15 protein-coding genes are annotated in these 19,116 nt (G+C 59.5%); 3 read left to right on the top strand and 12 right to left on the bottom strand.

Annotation, left to right across the window (positions count from 1 at the left end; all coding sequences use genetic code 11):
• Positions 1 to 22: 22 nt before the first annotated feature.
• Entirely contained in the window at positions 23 to 997 is a 975-nt protein-coding gene (locus NH398_RS00245) for a malate dehydrogenase (RefSeq protein ID WP_016913321.1), read from the bottom strand.
• Between the two features lie 228 nt (positions 998 to 1,225).
• Between NH398_RS00245 and NH398_RS00240 the strand changes: the two genes are divergently transcribed.
• Positions 1,226 to 2,317 carry an efflux RND transporter periplasmic adaptor subunit gene (locus tag NH398_RS00240; protein ID WP_253015690.1) on the top strand — a complete coding sequence of 364 codons (1,092 nt, stop codon included), beginning with the start codon at positions 1,226 to 1,228 and terminating at the stop codon, positions 2,315 to 2,317.
• Positions 2,301 to 5,369: an efflux RND transporter permease subunit gene (locus NH398_RS00235; protein WP_253015688.1), complete on the top strand. Its 3,069-nt coding sequence runs from the start codon at positions 2,301 to 2,303 to the stop codon at positions 5,367 to 5,369. The genes NH398_RS00240 and NH398_RS00235 overlap by 17 nt, the downstream gene beginning before the upstream one ends.
• 60 nt (positions 5,370 to 5,429) lie before the next feature.
• On the opposite strand, the gene rsd is transcribed toward NH398_RS00235, so the two are convergent.
• The 9 genes from rsd to yrfG all read right to left on the bottom strand — a co-directional run bounded on the left by rsd (position 5,430) and on the right by yrfG (position 15,336).
• Positions 5,430 to 5,918, bottom strand: coding sequence for a sigma D regulator (gene rsd / locus NH398_RS00230; RefSeq protein ID WP_159342697.1), 489 nt, complete (start codon positions 5,916 to 5,918; stop codon positions 5,430 to 5,432).
• Positions 5,919 to 6,085: 167 nt separating this feature from the next.
• On the bottom strand, positions 6,086 to 6,586 hold the full coding sequence (locus tag NH398_RS00225) for a disulfide bond formation protein B (RefSeq protein ID WP_253015686.1): 501 nt from the start codon (positions 6,584 to 6,586) through the stop codon (positions 6,086 to 6,088).
• A complete protein-coding gene (gene gshA / locus NH398_RS00220; protein WP_253015684.1) occupies positions 6,583 to 8,223 on the bottom strand; it encodes a glutamate--cysteine ligase in 1,641 nt (546 codons plus the stop codon). Before gshA ends, NH398_RS00225 begins: the two co-directional genes overlap by 4 nt.
• A 142-nt stretch (positions 8,224 to 8,365) precedes the next feature.
• Positions 8,366 to 10,720: a Tex family protein gene (locus NH398_RS00215; RefSeq protein WP_253015682.1), complete on the bottom strand. Its 2,355-nt coding sequence runs from the start codon at positions 10,718 to 10,720 to the stop codon at positions 8,366 to 8,368.
• A gap of 108 nt (positions 10,721 to 10,828) precedes the next feature.
• Positions 10,829 to 11,326, bottom strand: a complete 498-nt coding sequence (gene msrB / locus NH398_RS00210) for a peptide-methionine (R)-S-oxide reductase MsrB (protein ID WP_159342701.1) — start codon at positions 11,324 to 11,326, stop codon at positions 10,829 to 10,831.
• A 138-nt stretch (positions 11,327 to 11,464) separates the two neighbouring features.
• Complete coding sequence (locus NH398_RS00205; protein WP_253015680.1) at positions 11,465 to 13,021, bottom strand: phosphoenolpyruvate carboxykinase; 1,557 nt, start codon at positions 13,019 to 13,021, stop codon at positions 11,465 to 11,467.
• A 309-nt stretch (positions 13,022 to 13,330) separates the two neighbouring features.
• Entirely contained in the window at positions 13,331 to 14,206 is an 876-nt protein-coding gene (gene hslO, locus NH398_RS00200) for an Hsp33 family molecular chaperone HslO (protein WP_253015678.1), read from the bottom strand.
• 53 nt (positions 14,207 to 14,259) lie between these two features.
• On the bottom strand, positions 14,260 to 14,649 hold the full coding sequence (gene hslR / locus NH398_RS00195) for a ribosome-associated heat shock protein Hsp15 (RefSeq protein ID WP_159342704.1): 390 nt from the start codon (positions 14,647 to 14,649) through the stop codon (positions 14,260 to 14,262).
• Between the two features lie 9 nt (positions 14,650 to 14,658).
• On the bottom strand, positions 14,659 to 15,336 hold the full coding sequence (gene yrfG, locus NH398_RS00190; protein WP_159342705.1) for a GMP/IMP nucleotidase: 678 nt from the start codon (positions 15,334 to 15,336) through the stop codon (positions 14,659 to 14,661).
• Between the two features lie 70 nt (positions 15,337 to 15,406).
• Here yrfG and nudE point away from each other — a divergent pair, with 70 nt between their 5' ends.
• Positions 15,407 to 16,021: an ADP compounds hydrolase NudE gene (nudE, locus tag NH398_RS00185; RefSeq protein ID WP_159342706.1), complete on the top strand. Its 615-nt coding sequence runs from the start codon at positions 15,407 to 15,409 to the stop codon at positions 16,019 to 16,021.
• 63 nt (positions 16,022 to 16,084) lie between these two features.
• On the opposite strand, the gene NH398_RS00180 is transcribed toward nudE, so the two are convergent.
• Positions 16,085 to 17,140, bottom strand: coding sequence for an oxidoreductase (locus NH398_RS00180; RefSeq protein ID WP_253015677.1), 1,056 nt, complete (start codon positions 17,138 to 17,140; stop codon positions 16,085 to 16,087).
• Between the two features lie 72 nt (positions 17,141 to 17,212).
• Positions 17,213 to 19,057: a dihydroxy-acid dehydratase gene (ilvD, locus tag NH398_RS00175; protein ID WP_159343787.1), complete on the bottom strand. Its 1,845-nt coding sequence runs from the start codon at positions 19,055 to 19,057 to the stop codon at positions 17,213 to 17,215.
• Positions 19,058 to 19,116: the final 59 nt, after the last annotated feature.

Raw genomic sequence — 19,116 nt, 5'->3', positions numbered from 1 at the left:
TAAAAGCGCTTAGCAGGCGCGCTTAGCCAAGCAGATGCTCGACGGCAGCACGCTCTTCGCGCAGTTCTTTCTCGGTGGCTTGCATCTTCTCTTTGCTGAACGCATCCAGCTCGAAACCTTGTACGATTTCGTATTTGCCACCCTGGCAACGAACCGGGTAGGAGTAGATGATGCCTTCGGCGATGCCGTAGCTGCCGTCGGAAGGAATCGCCATGCTGACGATGCCGTCGCAACCCAGCGCCCAATCGCGCATGTGGTCGATGGCAGAAGACGCAGCAGAAGCGGCAGAGGACGCACCGCGCGCTTTGATGATGGCGGCACCGCGCTGCTGTACGGTCGGGATGAAGTCGTTTTCGTACCAGTCACGCTCGACCAGATCGAAAGCGGCTTTGCCGTCGACTTTGCACTGGGCCAGATCCGGGTACTGGGTGGCACTGTGGTTGCCCCAGATGATCATGTTTTCCACGTCCGTGACGTGCTTGCCAGTTTTCTGAGCCAGCTGCGTCAGCGCGCGGTTGTGGTCCAGACGCGTCATGGCAGTGAACTGGCCTGCGTCCAGATCCGGCGCGTTGCAAGAAGCAATCAGCGCGTTGGTGTTGGCCGGGTTACCGACGACCAGCACTTTGACGTCACGGCTGGCGTGGTCGTTCAGCGCTTTGCCTTGTACAGAGAAGATCGCGGCGTTGGCTTCCAGCAGATCCTTACGCTCCATACCCGGGCCACGCGGACGCGCACCTACCAGCAGGGCGAAATCGGCATCTTTGAAGGCAACGTTCGGGTCGTCGGTGGCAACGATGTCTTGTACCAGCGGGAACGCACAGTCGTTGACTTCCATCACGACGCCGTTCAGCGCGTCCATCGCTTGAGGAATTTCGAGAAGCTGGAGAATGACGGGCTGATCCGGCCCCAGCATGTCGCCAGCGGCAATACGGAAAATAAGAGAGTAGCTGATCTGGCCGGCACCGCCGGTAATCGCAATACGTACTGGATCTTTCATCATTGCTCCTTGATGGTTCGCCTAATGGAGGTTCGCCTGGTAAAGAATAGCGCCATGATGGTATGCCCAGACGCTCAAAAACTCAATCAGACATGAGACGACTACCCATTCGCGCGCGGGCTTGGTACTCGCTGAAAACGGCCAGTTACGCTATGGTGTGACGGGCTGCGGCACCTTCCTTACCGCGCTCTTTATCTTTTGTCATCCTATTTGGAACCGTGACTTCCCATGCGACGAATTCCCCCCTCATACGCGCTGGCAAGCCTTCTGGTGCTGGCGTTAGTGGTATGGCTGGCCGTTGGCGATTTTCAGCAGTTTCAATCGTCACCTCCTGAAAGTGCAGCAGAGGAAGCCGAGCCCCTTCCCCGCGTCGAGGTAAACACTCAGCAGAGCATGCCCTATATTCCCCAGCAGGTGCTGCAGGGCCAGCTGACCGCCGAGCGCGAAACGGTGCTGCGTGCCAATGTCGGGGGGTATGTAGCAGAGAAGCCGATTGAGCAAGGAGAAAGCGTGCGCCAGGGCGAAACGCTACTCGTGCTGGATAATGATGCCCTGCCCGAGCGCTTGCAACAGGCCAGAGACGAGCTAGCGCTGGCCGAAGCCGAGTACGCTGGCGCCCAGAACTTGCGCCGTCGCGAGCTAATTTCACAACCGGAACTGCTGCGCTTACAGAGTGCGCTCAGCGGCAGCGCGGCCCAAGTAGCTCAGCTCGAGAAGCAACTACAAGACACTCGCCCCACGGCCCCGTTCGAGGGCGTATTAGACCGCGTACAGGTGGAGCTTGGCGATCTGCTCCAGCCTGGCGAAGAGTGGGCGCGCTTGATCGATGACCGCCGCTTGACCGGCACCGCCTGGGTGTCTCAGCAGCAGGTAGGCGAATTGGCCGTTGGCTTGCCCGTGACGGCGCGCTTGCTCAACGGCGGCTCGCTCACCGGCGAAGTCAGCTACATCAGCAGCCGAGCAGAAGAAGCTACCCGCTCCTTCTATATCGAAGTAGCGCTCGATAACCCCGAGCGCCTGCGCCTGGCGGGCGGCAGCGCCGAGTTCACCATTACTTTGCCGCCTCGTCAGGTCCACACGCTCTCCCCTGCGCTGTTTAGCCTGGATGATCGGGGCCAGCTAGCCATCAAGCACTTGGATGACGAGGATCGTGTGGTGCAAACCGCCGTCGAGCTGGTGAGCGCCGACACCGAGCGCGCCTACGTCAGTGGACTCCCCAACCCGGTCACCCTCATTACGTTAGGGGCTGGTTTGGTGAGCCCCGGCGACGCGGTAACGCCGGTGCCTGCCCAGGAAGGTGGACATGCGACAGCTGATTAATGCCGCCCTCACCCATACGCGTACTACGCTGCTGCTGCTGGTAGGGCTTCTGCTGGCGGGCACTGCTGCATGGCAGATGATTCCCAAGGAGGCGAACCCGGACGTGACGATTCCGATCATCTACGTCTCCCTCGCCCTGGAAGGTGTCAGCCCCGAAGATGGCGAGCGGCTGCTGGTCCGCCCCATGGAGCAAGAACTGCGCGGCATCGAAGGGCTGCGTAAATTTACTGCGCAATCCAGCGAAGGGCATGGCTCGGTGACACTGGAGTTCGACCCCGGTTTTGACCCAGACACCGCGCTGGCCGATGTGCGCGAGCGCGTGGATATTGCCCGCAGCAGCCTGCCCGATGAAGCTGAAGAGCCTCGGGTGATGGAGGTGAATGTCTCGGAGTTCCCCGTTCTGAGTATCGGCCTCTCCGGCGACCTGGATACCCGCGAGCGTATGACCATCGCTCGGCGACTGAAAGAGGAAATCGAAGGCATCGCCGACGTGCTGGAAGTGGACATCGCGGGGGAGCGTGAGGACCTTTTAGAAATCGTCGTCGACCCACTGGTGCTAGAGAGCTACGGCGTCGATTTCGATACCCTCTTCAACCAAGTTTCCCGCAATAACCGTTTGGTGGCAGCCGGTAGCCTGGATACCGGAGCGGGGCGGCTGGCACTCAAAGTGCCCGGCATTATCGAGTCGCTGAACGATGTGATGAACATGCCAGTGAAGGTCGAGGGTGATCAAGTCGTCACCTTTGGCGATGTGGCTTGGATTCACCCTACCTACAAAGAGGCCGAAGGGTTCGCCCGCATTGATGGTCAGCCCGCCGTGGTGCTGGAAATTTCCAAACGCGCGGGGGCCAATATCATCGCCACCATCGAGGCGGTGCGCGCGACCTTTGCCCAAGCCGAGGACTTACTGCCCGAGCAGCTGCGCGTCACGACCATCTTGGACGAGTCTGTCACCGTCCAGAGCATGCTGTCTGAGCTGCTCAATAACGTGTTGACCGCCGTGGTGCTGGTGCTGATCGTGGTGGTAGCGGTAATGGGCTGGCGGATGGCGCTGCTGGTGGGGCTGACGATTCCGGGGGCATTTCTCACCGGTATTCTGCTGGTGTGGGCGTTTGGTTTTACGCTCAATATCGTGGTGCTGTTTGCGCTGATTCTCGTGGCGGGCATGCTGGTGGATGGGGCCATCGTGGTCAGCGAATTGGCGGACCGCTACCTGCACGAAGGCCAAGCGCCGCATCAAGCATGGCTCAACGCGGCCTCGCGCATGAGCTGGCCGGTGATTGCTTCCACGGCAACGACACTCGCCGTATTCATCCCGCTACTGTTCTGGCCCGGCGTGGTGGGCCAATTCATGAAGTACCTACCCGCCACGGTGATCTTGTGTTTGCTGGCCTCGCTGGCCATGGCGTTAGTGTTTCTGCCCACCCTTGGCCGCCTGTTCACCCGCACCTCCCACGCGAGTGGTACCGGGCCGATAGACGAAAGCACGGCGCTGGGGCGTGGGTATCGTCGGATCTTGAACCGCCTGCTGCAGCACCCTGCCTGGGTATTGCTGTTTGCGGTACTGCTGATTGCCCTACTCTACACCGGCTATGCGCGCTTCAATCATGGCGTGGATTTCTTCCCTAACGTCGAGCCGGACAGCGCTCAGGTACTGGTGCGCGCCCGCGGCGATTTTTCGGCGGAGGAAACCGATGCCATTTTGCAGCGCGTGGAGCAGCGGCTGGGCGGACTGAGCGAAGTGGAAGCGCTCTATGCGCGCTCTTATGCCGTGCCCGATCAACAGATGGGCAGCGATGTGATTGGCATGCTGCAGTTTCAGTTCATCGACTGGCACCAGCGCCGCCCCGCGCGCACTATTCTGGCGGATATGGCCGAACGTACGCAGGATATCCCGGGTATTACCTTGGAGTTCCAAGAGCAGGAGATGGGCCCCGGCGGTGGTAAACCCATCGTACTGGAGGTCAGTGCGACCGACCCAGAGGTTGCCGATGCGGGGGTCGACCAACTGACGGCCATGATGCGCCAACTGGGCGGTTTCACCGATATTCAGGATAACCGCAGCTTGCCGGGGGTCGAGTGGCAGGTGAACGTGGATCGTGAAGCCGCCGCCCGCATGGGAACCGACATCACCACGATTGGTAGCGCCGTGCAGCTACTCACGACCGGTCTGCAAGTAGCGTCTTACCGCCCGCCCACGGTAAACGACGAGGTGGATATTCGGGTGCGACTGCCGGAGAACTGGCGCACGCTGAACCAGCTCGAGCGTTTGACGATTAATACCCCGCGCGGTCAGGTACCGATTTCACACTTTGTAGAGATCACCCCTGCGCCGAAAGTGGGCACGCTCAACCGTATCGATGGCCGCCGTGCCATTACGGTAGAGGCTGACTTAGCGCCAGGGTTCTTAGCCGATGAGCGGCTGCGCGCTCTATTAGACGCAGGCCAAGGCCAACTGCCCGACGGCTTGATGGTCAACGTCGCCGGTGAACAGGAGGATCAGCAGGAGTCGATGCAGTTTCTGGTCGGTGCTTTCTTGATTGCAATTGGCTTGATGGCACTGATTCTGGTGACGCAGTTCAATAGCTACTACCAAGCAGCGCTGGTGCTCTCGGCGATTGTGTTTTCCACCGCCGGAGTGTTGATGGGCTTGCTCATTACCGGGCAGGCTTTTGGCATCGTCATGGTGGGTATGGGGGTCATCGCGCTGGCAGGCATCGTGGTGAACAACAATATCGTGCTGATCGATACCTATAACGAGCTACGCGCCGATGGCATGCCACCTGCGCAGGCGGCGCTGGAAGCGGGTTGCTTACGCCTGCGGCCCGTGTTGCTCACGGCCATTACCACGGTGCTAGGTTTGATGCCGATGGTATTAGGGGTGAACGTGAACCTCTTCGCCCCGGCGCTTGGGTTCAACGCCCCTTCCGCCCAGTGGTGGACACAGATGTCCAGCGCGATCGCTGGCGGCCTCACCTTTGCCACCGCCCTTACCCTGCTGCTCACTCCCTGCATGCTGGTGATTGGCGGGACGTTGAGGCGTAACAAGTAAAGGCTGGGCGGTGAACCGTTGTGATTCAGGCAGCGACGTGCGCTGCCTGAGGAGGAGGTGTCAAGCGGGAGACTTGGCCTGCTGAGGGCTGTGGGCAGCGTGTAGCCGGGCGATGAGCTGGTCTTCCAATGCAAAGCGCTCGGTCAGCCCTTTGGCGAGGCGGTCGATCCAAGCGGGAAGCCGCGCCAGGTTCTGCTGGCAACGCACCGGAGAGGCGAAATCCTCGTCGAACTCCAGCACCATGGCCGTGGACATCTCCAGCCGTTCGAGCAGTTTAGCGGCGATCTGGAGTGCGCTGTCGTCGTCGAACGCTTTGGCTTCTTCCGCTAGCTGCGGATACACCTCGAAGTGTCCGGCGCTGATGTAATCCATCAGCAGTTCGCTAAAGGTATCGATGCGGGCCTTGCTAACGGCCTCTAGCTCTACGTCGCAGGCATCTTTTAGCTCAATGAAGCTCACCAGCAGCGCACGGCGTTGGTCCAGCCAGCGGTCGATCAGGCTGTGCACGCCCCCCCAGCGCTCCAGGGCATTTTTGCAATCTTCGAGCATGGGGCTTTCTCCTTGCAGATAGCCGCCTTTAACAGGGCTAGACTCGCCTTTCCTTCTACCTCTGTCAATCGTGGCGGAGATGATTTCCTTGATACTGGATAGTGTGCCTTCGATAGTCAACGATTACGTCAGGCAGCCGCGACTAACTCGACCGCCTGACGCCTATCCTAGCGCTTAATGGCCAGCCATAGAATACGCAGTGGCACCAGCGCGAGCACTAAAAAGCCAATCAGCGTCCAGGCGGGCAACGAGAGGCCTAACAGCATGAAGTCGATCTCGGCGCACTCGCCTGACCCTGTCAGCACCATCGCCACGACCTCCTGCATGGGCAGAATGTCCATCATGTAATCGAGCCCCGGGCCGCAGCTCGGCACTTCATCGGCAGGCAGACCTTGTAGCCATACGTGGCGACCGGCAATGAACGCGCCAGTGCCCACGGCCGCAAGCACTAATACGCCGTAGATGCCTTTGCCTACACCGCCTTTGGGGTTATGAATGGCCGCTACCGCCAACACCAACCCTGCCGCAATGACCGCAACACGCTGAAAGATACACAGCGGGCAAGGTTCCAAACCGACGATGTGTTCGAGGCTCAAGGCGACGGCCATCATCAGTACGCAAAAGGCAACACCGGCGAGCGCTGCCGGACGAATGGCGGGTGTCATCATTGAGCGTCCTCGGAGGGGAGTGCAGACAGCGCCCGTGACTCACGCGCTTTGGCAAAATAGCTTTCAAGAAACGCGCTAAAGCTCTCTTGATCGGCCTCTTCGATATCCCGCTGCTGCTGATGCGAGGTATCGATCAACTGCGCCAACAGCGCTTCGCGTGAGCGCAGCATCGGCGTAGCTTTCAGCTTATCCGCCTGTGCCTGGGCCATCTCAAGCAGCGTGTCGCTAAGCGAGCCATTACCTTCCTGTAAACGCGCCAGCATCTTTCCTGACGGCGTTAGCGATGGGTCTTCGAGACGCGGTGCCAGGTCGTCGAGCGCAGCGGCATGAGGCGCCCCCTCTTCGACCGCATCGAGCAATCGCGCCACTTCCCTCATTTCAGCAAAGACTTGCTCACTCCACTCAGGCAGCGTGACCGACTCACCATCCCGCATTAGGCGCAGGTCCGGGTCGCGCCCCCGCTCCACCACCAAACGGCGGTTATCGTCTAAACGATCACACTCTTCGTCGGAGATCCAAGGGCTGTCGCTGAGCAAACACCACATCAAGAACGTATCGACAAAGCGCATCTGGGTTTCGGTCACGCCCAGCGGGTCGAACGGGTTGAGGTCCAGGCAGCGCACTTCGATGTACTCGACGCCCCGAGCTTCCAGCGCTTGGCTTGGCGTTTCGTTGTGCTTGGCGACGCGCTTGGGCCGAATGTCGCTGTAGTACTCGTTTTCGATCTGCAGGATATTGGCGTTGAGCTGCTGCCACTCATCGCCGTTTCTCACGCCCAGCGCCTCGTAATCGGGCCAGGGCGTGGAGATGGCGTGACGCAGCGTATTGACGTAATTCGACAGCGAGTTGAAGCAAATTTTGAGCTGCGACTGCACCTTGTTTTGGTAGCCGAGATCCGACATGCGTAGCGTCGTGGCATAAGGCGCGTAGTAGGTGTCGTCACTCAGCGGCTGGAGCTTATCCGGCACTTGGCCATGGGGCAGGAAGCTCTTGTCGATGGCCGGAGAGGCACCAAACAAATAGAGCAACAGCCAGCTATGGCGGCGGAAGTGACGAATCATTCCGAAATAACGAGTCGAGCGGTAGTCGTTGAAGGGAATATTGGTGGCTTTTTCCATTTCCCGCAGGGCGTGCCACATATCCTCCGGCAACGATACGTTGTAATGCACGCCGGCGATGGCCTGCATGATACGCCCGTAGCGCACATCCAGTCCCTTGCGATAGACATGCTTCATGGTGCCCACGTTGGAGCTGCCGTAATCCGCAATGGGAACGCTATCGTTACCTGACAGCCTTGAGGGCATGCTACCCGGCCAAATCCACTCGTTTTCCAAGTGGTGATAGGTAAAGGTGTGCAGGTCGGATAAAAAGGCCAGCGCCTCTTTCGGCTCGGAGTACACCGGGGTGATGTACTCTAGTAGCGCCTCGGAGTAATCGGTGGTGATATGCGGGTGAGTCAGCTTCGACCCGAGCGCATGGGGATGCGCCGTTTGCGCAATATGGCCGTTGGCATCGACACGCAGCCCCTCTTTCTCTAGCCCGCGACGCAAGCGCCCTAAACGCCCTAGCCGTGCACTCGGCAGCAGCCGCTCTACCTGGGCGGTGAGCGAAGGTGGCACAGTGAGTGGTTCAGACAAGGTGAACACTCCTTGTTAGTAAGGCCTGCATCGAGCAGGCCTTGTTGACGTCAGCTGGCATTGCCATAACCATTACCCTGCTTTCTAATCGAGAATAGACAGCAGGATATGGCGGCAATGGTTAAATATTCAAGACACGCGACTATTTGCCCCGCTTGGCCTTGAGTAACGCAGCCCCCAGCGCGCCCATGGCGGCTGGGGCTTCATTGACTTGACCTCCCTGACGCTGACCACCTTGGCGCTGGCTGCGAGCAGGTTTACGCGGCGCTGCCGAGGCCGTGGTGCCCGGCGCATCGGGCTGTTCCGGTTCGTCATCCAGGCACATGGATAGCCCTACCCGTTTCCGCGGAATGTCCACGCTCATCACTTTGACCGTGACGATATCGCCCGCTTTGACGACGCTGCGCGGGTCATCGATGAAGCGGTCGGACAGCGCCGAGATATGCACCAAGCCGTCTTGATGAACGCCAATATCCACAAACGCCCCGAAGTGGGTCACGTTGGTGACGGTGCCTTCCAGCACCATGCCCAGCTTGAGGTCTTTGAGGGTTTCGACGCCCTCACGGAATTCGGCAGCTTTGAATTCGGGCCGCGGGTCGCGACCGGGCTTGTCCAGCTCTTTGAGAATGTCGCTAACCGTAGGCACACCAAAACGCTCGTCGGCGAAGTCGGCGGGCCTGAGCGCTTTCAGAGTGGCGCTGTCGCCAATCAGGCCTTTCACATCACGACTATTCTGCTTGGCGATACGCTCCACCAGCGTATAGGCCTCGGGGTGAACGGCACTGGCATCCAGCGGGTTATCGGCATTGCTAATGCGTAGAAAGCCTGCGCACTGCTCGAAGGTTTTCGGGCCTAGACGGCTCACTTCCAGCAGCTCTTTACGGCTCTTGAATGCCCCCTGCACGTTACGCTGGGCCACGATATTTTCGGCGATGGCGGCGCTTAGCCCTGCGACACGAGACAGCAGCGCGCTGGAGGCGGTGTTGAGATCCACGCCCACGGCGTTCACACAGTCTTCGATGACCGCTTCCAAGCTACGCGAGAGCTGCACTTGGGAAACATCGTGCTGATATTGGCCAACGCCGATGGATTTGGGTTCGATCTTCACCAGCTCGGCCAAGGGGTCTTGCAAACGCCGGGCAATCGAGACGGCACCGCGAATGGTCACGTCGAGATCCGGCAGTTCGCGCGCAGCGTACTCGGATGCCGAGTACACCGATGCGCCCGCCTCGGACACCATCACCTTGCTCAGCCGGTGGGCAGGCGCCAGCGCTTTTACCAGCTCACCCGCTAGTTTGTCGGTTTCTCGGCTGGCGGTGCCGTTACCCACGGCAATCAACTCAACGCCATGCTGCTTGACCAGCTTAGCGAGCACGTTGAGCGACTCGTCCCAACGGTTTTGCGGCGCATGGGGATAAATGGTGGCTTGGTCGACGAACTGGCCGGTGGCATCGATCACCGCCACTTTACAGCCGGTACGCAGGCCGGGGTCGAGTGCCAGAGTCACTTTCTGCCCGGCAGGCGCTGCCAGGAGCAGGTCTTTGAGGTTGGCGGCAAACACGTCGATGGCAGTCTGTTCGGCCTGCTCACGCAGGCGGCCCAGCAGCTCGGTTTCCAGCGCAGTGTAAAGTTTCACACGCCAGGTCCAGCGCACCACTTCGCTCAGCCACTTATCCGCCGCGCGCCCCTCATCGCTAATGCCCACCTGCTTGGCAATCGCCACTTGCGCGGGATGAATCGGCGCGTCGTCTTCACCCGGCAAGCGGATTGCCAAGCTCAGGATACCTTCGTTGCGACCACGGAACATGGCCAGCGCCCGGTGCGAGGGCACTTTCGCCAGCTTTTCATCGTGCTCGAAGTAGTCGGAGAACTTCGCGCCGTCCTGCTGTTTGCCCTCCAGCACACGGGCACTGAGTTCGCCCTCTTGCCATAGCCGCTCGCGCAGTTGACCAATCAGCTCGGGGTCTTCTGCAAAGCGCTCCATCAGAATCTGCTTGGCACCATCCAGCGCCGCTTTGGCATCGTCGATGGCGGGGATATCCCCCTCAGCTTCCCGCAGGTAGTGGGCGGCTTCGATTTCGGGCTCAAGCGTTGGATTTGCCAACAGTGCATCCGCCAGCGGCTCCAGCCCCGCTTCACGGGCAATTTGCGCTTTAGTGCGGCGCTTTTTCTTGAAGGGGAGGTATAAATCTTCCAAACGCTGCTTGGTATCGGCGGCTTGAATGGTCGCTCTGAGGGTCGAATCCAGCTTGCCCTGTTCATCGATGGCGGCTAGCACCGCCTCACGACGCTCTTCCAGCTCGCGCAGGTAGCGCAGGCGTTCGTCCAACTGGCGAAGCTGCGTATCATCCAGCGCGCCGGTGACTTCTTTACGGTAACGGGCAATAAAAGGCACGGTAGCGCCCCCATCCAGAAGCTCTACCGTGGCGGCGACCTGTTCAGGCCGGACGCTTAGCTCTTCAGCCAAGCGTGCAGTAATGCGTTGTTTGACATCCATAACGTGCAACTAACTCATGCAGCATTCGAGGTGCCGACAAGGTACCACAAACCACCTGGGGTGGCATGGCTTGGGTCGCATGGACTGAGTGGCCGACACCCCATACCGCTAGGCGGGCACGAAACGCAGCGCTACGCCGTTGTTGCACCAGCGCAGGCCGGTAGGCTCGGGACCATCTTCGAAGACGTGGCCTTGGTGCCCACCGCAGCGTGCGCAGTGGTACTCGGTGCGCGGCCAAACCAGTTTGAAGTCCAGCTTGGTCAGCAAGTGACCTTCGACATGTTCGAAGAAACTCGGCCAACCCGTGCCCGAGTCGTACTTCATAGCACTGGTGAACAGCAGCAAATCACAGCCTGCACAACGGTACTCGCCCTCACCGTACTGTTTATCCAAAGGGCTCGAGAACGCCGCTTCGGTGCCCTCTTCACGCAGTACGTAAAAGGCGTCGTCCGAGAGGCGCTCCCGCCACGCCTCTTCACTCAGTTCCAGTTTTTCCAACCCAGGCGCGGCTTCGAGATCGAGACGAGGAAAACCGAACGAGACCCCTGGCAGCACACCGGCTAAACCGGTCAACCCTGCCAAGCCTAAAAAGTGGCGACGTTTCATTGGCGTGACTCCCATCGACAACGGTCGAATAGCAAAGAGAAACAAGCAGATATGAAAAAGGGACAGTGCCGTGGCACCGCCCCTTTCTGACTACTTAGTTGTCCGTACGTTCGACAACTTACAGCGAGGCGTAAAAAATTACGTCAACTGCGGGCCCGCTTGAATGATCGCTTCGTTAACGCCCTCAAACTTCTTGAAGTTATCGACGAATTTCGTGGCCAGCTCTTGCAAGTGGCGGTCGTAGGCGTCGCGGTCTGCCCATGTTTCACGCGGGTCGAGCAGGCTGGAATCGACACCCGGTACGGCGACCGGCACATCCAAGTTCAGGCCATCGATGTGCTTGGTGTCCACATCACGAAGAATGCCCGACTGGATGGCGCTAATGATCGCGCGGGTGGTAGGAATGGAGAAACGCGAGCCGCCTTCACCGTACGCACCGCCGGTCCAGCCAGTATTGACCAAGTAAACCTGAGCGTCTTTTTTCTCGACGCGCTTGATGAGCAGGTCCGCGTACTCACGGGCCGGGCGCGGGAAGAATGGTGCCCCGAAGCAGGTGGAGAACGTCGCCGCCAAGCCTTCGGACGAACCCATTTCGGTGGAGCCGACTTTGGCCGTGTAGCCTGACAGGAAGTGGTAAGCCGCTGCTTCTTTGGACAGCACGGAAACCGGCGGCAGCACACCGGACATATCGCAGGTCAGGAAGACGATGGCGTTCGGCTCGCCTGCCAGATTTTCCGCGACACGCTTTTCGACGTGCTCCAGTGGGTAAGCCGCGCGGGAGTTCTGAGTCAGGCTGTCGTCGGCGTAATCCGGCTCGCGGCGGTCGTCGAGTACGACGTTTTCCAGCACGGTGCCGAACTTGATCGCGTTCCAGATGACCGGCTCGTTCTTCTCAGACAGGTCGATGCACTTGGCGTAGCAGCCGCCTTCCATGTTGAAGACGATACCGTCGCCCCAGGCGTGTTCGTCATCACCAATCAAGAAGCGCGCCTGGTCGGCAGACAGCGTGGTTTTACCGGTGCCAGAGAGACCGAAGAACAGGCAGGTCTCACCATCTTCGCCCACGTTGGCCGAGCAGTGCATCGGCAGCACGTCGGAAGCGGGCAGCAGGAAGTTTTGAACGGAGAACATGGCTTTCTTCATTTCACCTGCGTAGCGCATGCCAGCGATCAGCACTTTACGCTCGGCGAAATTGATGATGACGCAGCCATCGGAATTGGTGCCGTCGCGGTTCGGGTCACACTCGAAGCCAGCGGCGTTAAGAATCGTCCACTCCTCTTTGGCCGCCTGGTTGTAGGCCTGCGGGCGGACGAACATGGTGCGACCAAACAGGTTCTGCCAGGCGGTTTCCGTGGTCACGCGTACCGGCAGGTAGTGAGTGGCATCGCTGCCGACATGCAGTTCAGAGACGAAATGCTCGACGCCGCCCAGGTGCTCTTCCACGCGCGCCCACAGGGCTGAAAACTTTTCCGCGTCGAAGGGGCGGTTGACACTACCCCAGTCGATGCTGTCGCGGGTCGTGGGTTCATCGACAATATAACGATCTTTCGGCGAACGCCCAGTGCGCAGGCCGGTGTTTACTACCAGAGCACCATTGGCGGACAGGCGGCCTTCACCACGGGCCACGGCGCGCTCGATCAGTTCGGCGCTGCTGAGATTGACGTGGGCTTGGGGAGCGGCTTGAGTCGTGGTCATGTCGATTCCTGGGTCTCTATGTTTACCGGGCGTCGCCGACGCCTTGAGAAATCATCCTAGCCGCTGGCATGGCGGTCACAGCCGGCTAGGTGCGCTGAAGTCCGGCGCATTATGGCAAAAAGAAAACCCCCGGGAAACGGGGGCTTTGACCAAATATCTTGTAGTTAAACTACTACAATGACACTACATTTTGTGTTGCAGCGCAGTATGTTTTCAAACACTCGTTTGCCATTCGGCCGCTAGGCGTGGCGACATGGGGGATGCAGCCCAGGGGCCAAACAGCCTGCGTGCTAAGGGCCGACTACACAATTAGTGAATCACCGGCGGCGGCGCGCCCGGGTCTTCCAATAAAATTTCAATATCGGCGGCGGTGTAGTGATATTTCGTGTGACAAAAGTGGCATTGCGTATCAATAGCCCCTTGTTCACGCAGAATATCGCGGAGTTCCTCTTTGCCCAGCGTGTAAAGGGCGTGGCTCATACGCTCCCGAGAGCAGGTGCAGCCAAAACGCAGTGCTTTCGGTTCGAAGACCCGCACGGTCTCTTCATGGTAGAGACGATAGAGCACCTCTCGCTGCTCCAACCCCAACAGTTCCTCGGGCTTGATGGTATCCGCCAGATGTACGCTGCGCTCCCAGGCATCGACATCCTGGTTCTGCGAGGCATCCGGCAATCGCTGAAGCAGCAAACCGCCAGCTCGCTCGCCATCGGCCGCCAGCCATAACCGAGTCGGCAACTGCTCGGATTGGCCGAAATAGGCTTCCAAACACCCGCCCAGAGTATCGTGGTCCAGCGCGACGATCCCTTGGTAGCGGTGCCCTTCGCGCGGGTCGAGGGTAATCACGATTTGGCCCTCGCCTACCAGCTCGCGGAAGCTGGCGTGCTCGCTGGGCAACGCGGCGTCTTCGGCAATACGGGCAATGGCTCGCAGCTCGCCACCGGGGTTGGATTCGGCCATGAGCAGGGCGAGCGCCCCTTGGCCGCGGACCTCGATGCTCAGCGTGCCATCGAGCTTTACGGTATCGGTCAGTAGCGCCACCGCCGCCAGCAGCTCACCTAGCAGCTGGTTGACCGCAGGTGGGTAGGCGTGACGGTCGAGCACCTCATGGTAAGCGGTGCCGAGCGTGACGATTTCGCCCCGCACGTTGGTTTGGTCGAACAGAAAACGTTGGATTTGATCGGACATAACGAGACCATAAGAAGAAGGAGTCATGGGAGAGCGTAGGGGTAAGCGACGGCTTACTCCCCTTGCTGACGCTGAAAACGCTGGATATCGCGCCGCTGCTTTTTATCGGGACGCTTGAGAGGATGCTGCATGGCTTCATTGGTCAAACGGCGCGCCTCGGCTTCTTTGGCACGGCGTTTCGCACTCTCTTCGGTTTCTGTATAGAGCTTACGCGCTTCTGGGGCGCCACGACGCTGATCCGAAAGCGCCGTGACCTCCACCTCGAAAATATCCCAGCCTTGAGGTACGCGAATCAAGGCACCCAGCTCGACGTTCTTGCTGGTTTTGACACGGGCACCGTCGTAGTGGACCTTTCCGCCCTCAATGGCTTTTTTGGCTAGGGCACGGGTTTTGAAAAACCGCGCTGCCCATAGCCACTTATCCAAGCGAACGCTGTCACTCATACGCTCTCCTCAGCTAGGTGAGTGCTGCCCCGGCAGGTCAGCGGGCAGCAGTTGGGCAAATCGGTCAAGGGCAATGAATTCCTGTAGCTCTTTTTCAGGGCGCTGGCTATCAGGCTGCTTGATACCCAGCAGATGTCGGATGCCAAACTCGCGGGCGCTCTCCAACACGCGGGGGTTATCATCGATGAAGAGCGTGCGGGCAGGGTCGAACGGCTCGCGTTCTTGAAGTGCAAACCAGAAGGCTTGCTCCTCTTTGGCCGCGCCCACGTCTTCTGATGAGATGATGGCGTCTAGGTAGTTTTCCAACCCCGTGAGCGGGAGTTTTAATGCGAGGCTTGCACGGTCGGCATTCGTAGCAAGCACCACTCTGGGGTGAGCTTGCTTGAGCCATGTGAGGAAATCCAAAGCATCGCTGCGTAGCCCAATCAAGTGCTGCACTTCGCGCTTGAGGGCAACGATATCCACGTTCAGCTCGCGGCTCCAGTAGGCGAGGCTGTACCAGTTCAGCGTGCCCTGCTCACCCATAATGCGTGCTTTGAGTGCATCCTGACTGGCTTGGTCGAGCTGATGCAGCTCTACGTAGCGACGTGGCAGATGTTCGAGCCAAAAGTGGCTGTCGAAGTGAAGGTCTAGCAGCGTGCCGTCCATGTCGAGCAGGACGGTATCGATCTCGCGCCAATCAATCATTGCCGCTCCAGTCTGAAAGAGTAAGCGTGCTATTGTAGCGTAACCCGTTTTTTGCAGCCACGGAGGCAGAATGTCACGCGACGATACAGCCAACGACCATACGCCGAGCGGCTATCCACGCAAGCCGCAAATACTGGGGCGACAGCGCGTTGCCCAAAGCCGCCTGTTCCAAATCGAGTCGTTGGATTTACGTTTCTCCAACGGCGAGGAGCGACAGTTCGAGCGACTCACGGGCGCTGACCGCGGCGCGGTGATGATTATTGCCATGCCCGACCCGGACCATGTACTGCTCATTCGGGAGTATGCTGCGGGGTTCGAAGATTATGTGCTGACGCTTCCCAAAGGTTTGGTCGACCCCGGCGAAGACATCATCACCGCCGCCAATCGCGAGCTGATGGAGGAGTGCGGCTTCGGTGCACACCGCATTGAGCCGTTGGTGGAGCTGTCACTAGCACCCAACTATATGCGCCACCGCATGCAGGTGTTAATGGCAACGGACCTCTACCCCAAGCGCTTACCGGGTGACGAGCCAGAGCCGCTGATTGTGGAGACCCATGCCATCGAAGAGCTGCCTGCACTACTCATGCGCGAGGACTTCCACGAAGCGCGCGCCATCGCGGCGCTCTATATTGCGCGAGATAAGTTGCGCGAAGAGCGGCGCAGTAGCGACATGGATTTGCTGTAATGGATTTGCTTTAACTGTTTGGCTTCACAGTCAGAACGCGCTAGGCGTTCTGACTGCGGTATATTACAGATGATGCTTGAGCGAGATCCAGCGACGCTGGCGGTGGCTATCTAGGCCAGCTTCCAGCAGGGCCATGCTACGCAGGGCGTCATCGATATCCACGGGCAGCGGCGCTTTATCACGAATCGCCGCACTCACGCCTTGGTAATACGCTAGGTAATCACCCGGTAGCGTGGGGTGCTCGTGACGGACGAGCGGTGCGTCTTCGCCGTCTCCCTCGCGCAGGGTAAGCGTTCCAGGGCTATCCTCTCCCCAGAATGGGGACGGCACCTCTCCGGCTTTCAAGCGATCTTCCTGCGGATCTAGGCCATATTTGATATAGCTACCTTTCGTGCCGTGGAGACGGTAACGCGGCGTCGGCTCGGCAACCAGCGTGCCCGCACTCAAGCTGACGCGTCGACCGTCGTACTCTAGCAGGGCGAGAAAGTCATCATCGGCTTTGGCGCCATCACGCCGTACGCCCAGCTCTAGGAATATGGCATGGGGCAGACCGAACAGTTCGCACGCTTGATCCAGCAGGTGAGGCCCCAAGTCGTACCAGATCCCGCCCCCTGGCGTGGCCTTTTCTCGCCAGCGATCCCGTACTTCTGGGCGGAAACGGTCAAAGCGCGATTCGAATCCCGTTATCCGCCCCAGCGTCCCTGCTTCCAAGAGCGCTTTCAGTGTCAGGAAATCGCTATCCCAACGGCGATTATGAAAGACCGATATCAGCCGCTCTTTATCAACCGCCAGGGCTTTAAGCTGCTTGGCCTCGGAGAGCGTAACGGTAAACGGCTTATCGACCACCACGTGTTTCCCTGCCGTGAGGGCCGCTTTGGCCAACGGGAAGTGCGTGTCGTTCGGCGTGGGAATGACGATGAGATCGATATCCGGTCGCTTACACAGCGCCAGCGCTTGGCTTTCTACCTCGACATTGGGCAGATCCGCTTTCACCTTGGCCGCATCGCTCGACGAGACGGCCACTAAATCCAGCCCTTCGGTCGCTTGAATCAAAGGGGCGTGAAACGTCTTGCTCGCAAACCCATAGCCAACGAGGCCAACGTTGATGATCGCCTTCATTACAATCCTTAGTCGATGTGACGGTTCAGGTTGGCAAAAAAACAGCCCGCACGAGACGGGCTGTGATGTCGCTTAATCCAGCTTGGAGAGGTCGCGTACCGCGCCTTTGTCAGCGGAGGTAGCGAGTAGCGCATAGGCCTTGAGCGCTGGAGTGACCTTACGCGGACGCTGCTCGACTGGTTTCCAGGCGTCTTTGCCTTTGGCGTCCATCGCTTCACGGCGTTTGGCCAGCTCGGCGTCGCTTAGCTGCACGTTGATCGAGCGGTTGGGAATGTCGATCAGGATGGTATCCCCTTGCTCGACCAAACCAATGGCGCCCCCTGCTGCCGCTTCCGGAGAGACATGACCGATCGACAGGCCCGAGGTACCGCCAGAGAAACGGCCATCGGTGAGCAGTGCACAAGCCTTGCCCAGCCCTTTCGATTTCAAATACGAGGTCGGATACAGCATCTCCTGCATACCGGGGCCACCTTTGGGGCCTTCGTAGCGGATGACGACCACATCGCCCTCTTTCACTTTGCCTTCCAACACGTTGGCCACCGCTTGGTCTTGAGACTCCACCACGTGGGCTTTGCCTTCAAACACTAGAATGGAGTCGTCGACGCCGGCGGTTTTCACCACACAGCCATCGAGCGCGATGTTGCCGTACAGCACGGCCAAACCGCCCTCGCGGGAAAACGCATGTTCCAAATCACGGATACAGCCGGTGGCGCGGTCGCCATCCAGGCTTGGCCAGCGGGCGCTTTGGGAGAAAGCGGTTTGTGTCGGGACACCGCCCGGGCCTGCTTTGAAGAACTCCACCACGTCAGGGCTTGGCGAGCGCATGATGTCCCACTCGTCCAACGCTGCTTTTAGGCTGTCGCCGTAGACGGTCGGCACCGAGGTATCGAGCACGCCTGCCCGGTCCAGCTCACCGAGAATGGCCATGATCCCACCGGCACGGTGGACGTCTTCGATGTGGTACTTCTGGGTATTGGGGGCCACCTTGCACAGCTGCGGCACTTCCCGAGATAGACGGTCGATATCCGCCATGGTGAAGTCAACTTCCGCTTCTTGGGCGGCGGCCAGCAGGTGAAGAATGGTGTTGGTCGAGCCGCCCATGGCGATATCCAGCGTCATGGCGTTCTTGAAGGCGGCTTTGCTACCAATCGCGCGGGGGAGCAGGTGCGCCTCTTCGCCCTCGTAATAGCGTTTGGCCAGCTCGACGATGCGATGACCGGCGGTCTCGAACAGACGGCGACGATCGGCGTGGGTCGCCAGGACGGTGCCGTTACCCGGCAAGGCCAACCCCAATGCTTCGGTGAGACAGTTCATGGAGTTGGCGGTGAACATACCCGAGCAGCTTCCGCAGGTAGGGCACGCACTGCGCTCGACTTCGGCCAGGGTTTCGTCATCGACACTGTCGTCGGCCGCCATGACCATGGCATCGACGAGGTCGAGGCCGTGATCCAGGAGTTTGGTCTTACCGGCTTCCATCGGGCCGCCGGAGACGAAAATGACAGGAATATTGAGGCGCATCGCGGCCATCAGCATGCCAGGGGTGATCTTGTCGCAGTTGGAGATACACACCAGCGCATCGGCACAGTGGGCGTTGCACATGTACTCGACGCTATCGGCAATGATGTCGCGACTCGGCAGCGAATAGAGCATACCGTCGTGGCCCATGGCGATCCCATCGTCCACAGCGATGGTGTTGAACTCCTTGGCCACGCCACCCGCTTTTTCGATTTCACGCGCCACCAGTTGGCCCATGTCCTTTAGGTGGACATGGCCCGGGACGAACTGGGTAAACGAGTTGGCGACCGCAATGATCGGTTTATGAAAGTCGTCGTCTTTCATACCGGTGGCACGCCAAAGGGCACGAGCGCCAGCCATATTGCGGCCAGCGGTGGTGGTACGGGAGCGGTACTCGGGCATGGTGTCCTCTACATCTTTATCGTGGCCTGCCGCATACGTGGCGGCAGGCAATTGAATCC

This window comes from Halomonas sp. CnH100-B (genome assembly GCF_024124605.1).
GTDB lineage: Bacteria > Pseudomonadota > Gammaproteobacteria > Pseudomonadales > Halomonadaceae > Vreelandella.
Note: the sequence above shows the minus strand (reverse complement) of the source record. Positions and strands in the feature narration are given on the sequence as shown.

Bases quoted from the DNA above. Each gene is read 5' to 3' on its own strand.
- NH398_RS00245 (WP_016913321.1), bottom strand. From the start codon at position 997: ATGAAAGATCCAGTACGTATTGCGATTACCGGCGGTGCCGGCCAGATC.
- NH398_RS00240 (WP_253015690.1), top strand. From the start codon at position 1,226: ATGCGACGAATTCCCCCCTCATACGCGCTGGCAAGCCTTCTGGTGCTG.
- NH398_RS00235 (WP_253015688.1), top strand. From the start codon at position 2,301: ATGCGACAGCTGATTAATGCCGCCCTCACCCATACGCGTACTACGCTG.
- rsd (WP_159342697.1), bottom strand. From the start codon at position 5,918: ATGCTCGAAGATTGCAAAAATGCCCTGGAGCGCTGGGGGGGCGTGCAC.
- NH398_RS00225 (WP_253015686.1), bottom strand. From the start codon at position 6,586: ATGATGACACCCGCCATTCGTCCGGCAGCGCTCGCCGGTGTTGCCTTT.
- NH398_RS00215 (WP_253015682.1), bottom strand. From the start codon at position 10,720: ATGGATGTCAAACAACGCATTACTGCACGCTTGGCTGAAGAGCTAAGC.
- msrB (WP_159342701.1), bottom strand. From the start codon at position 11,326: ATGAAACGTCGCCACTTTTTAGGCTTGGCAGGGTTGACCGGTTTAGCC.
- NH398_RS00205 (WP_253015680.1), bottom strand. From the start codon at position 13,021: ATGACCACGACTCAAGCCGCTCCCCAAGCCCACGTCAATCTCAGCAGC.
- hslO (WP_253015678.1), bottom strand. From the start codon at position 14,206: ATGTCCGATCAAATCCAACGTTTTCTGTTCGACCAAACCAACGTGCGG.
- hslR (WP_159342704.1), bottom strand. From the start codon at position 14,649: ATGAGTGACAGCGTTCGCTTGGATAAGTGGCTATGGGCAGCGCGGTTT.
- yrfG (WP_159342705.1), bottom strand. From the start codon at position 15,336: ATGATTGATTGGCGCGAGATCGATACCGTCCTGCTCGACATGGACGGC.
- nudE (WP_159342706.1), top strand. From the start codon at position 15,407: ATGTCACGCGACGATACAGCCAACGACCATACGCCGAGCGGCTATCCA.
- NH398_RS00180 (WP_253015677.1), bottom strand. From the start codon at position 17,140: ATGAAGGCGATCATCAACGTTGGCCTCGTTGGCTATGGGTTTGCGAGC.
- ilvD (WP_159343787.1), bottom strand. From the start codon at position 19,057: ATGCCCGAGTACCGCTCCCGTACCACCACCGCTGGCCGCAATATGGCT.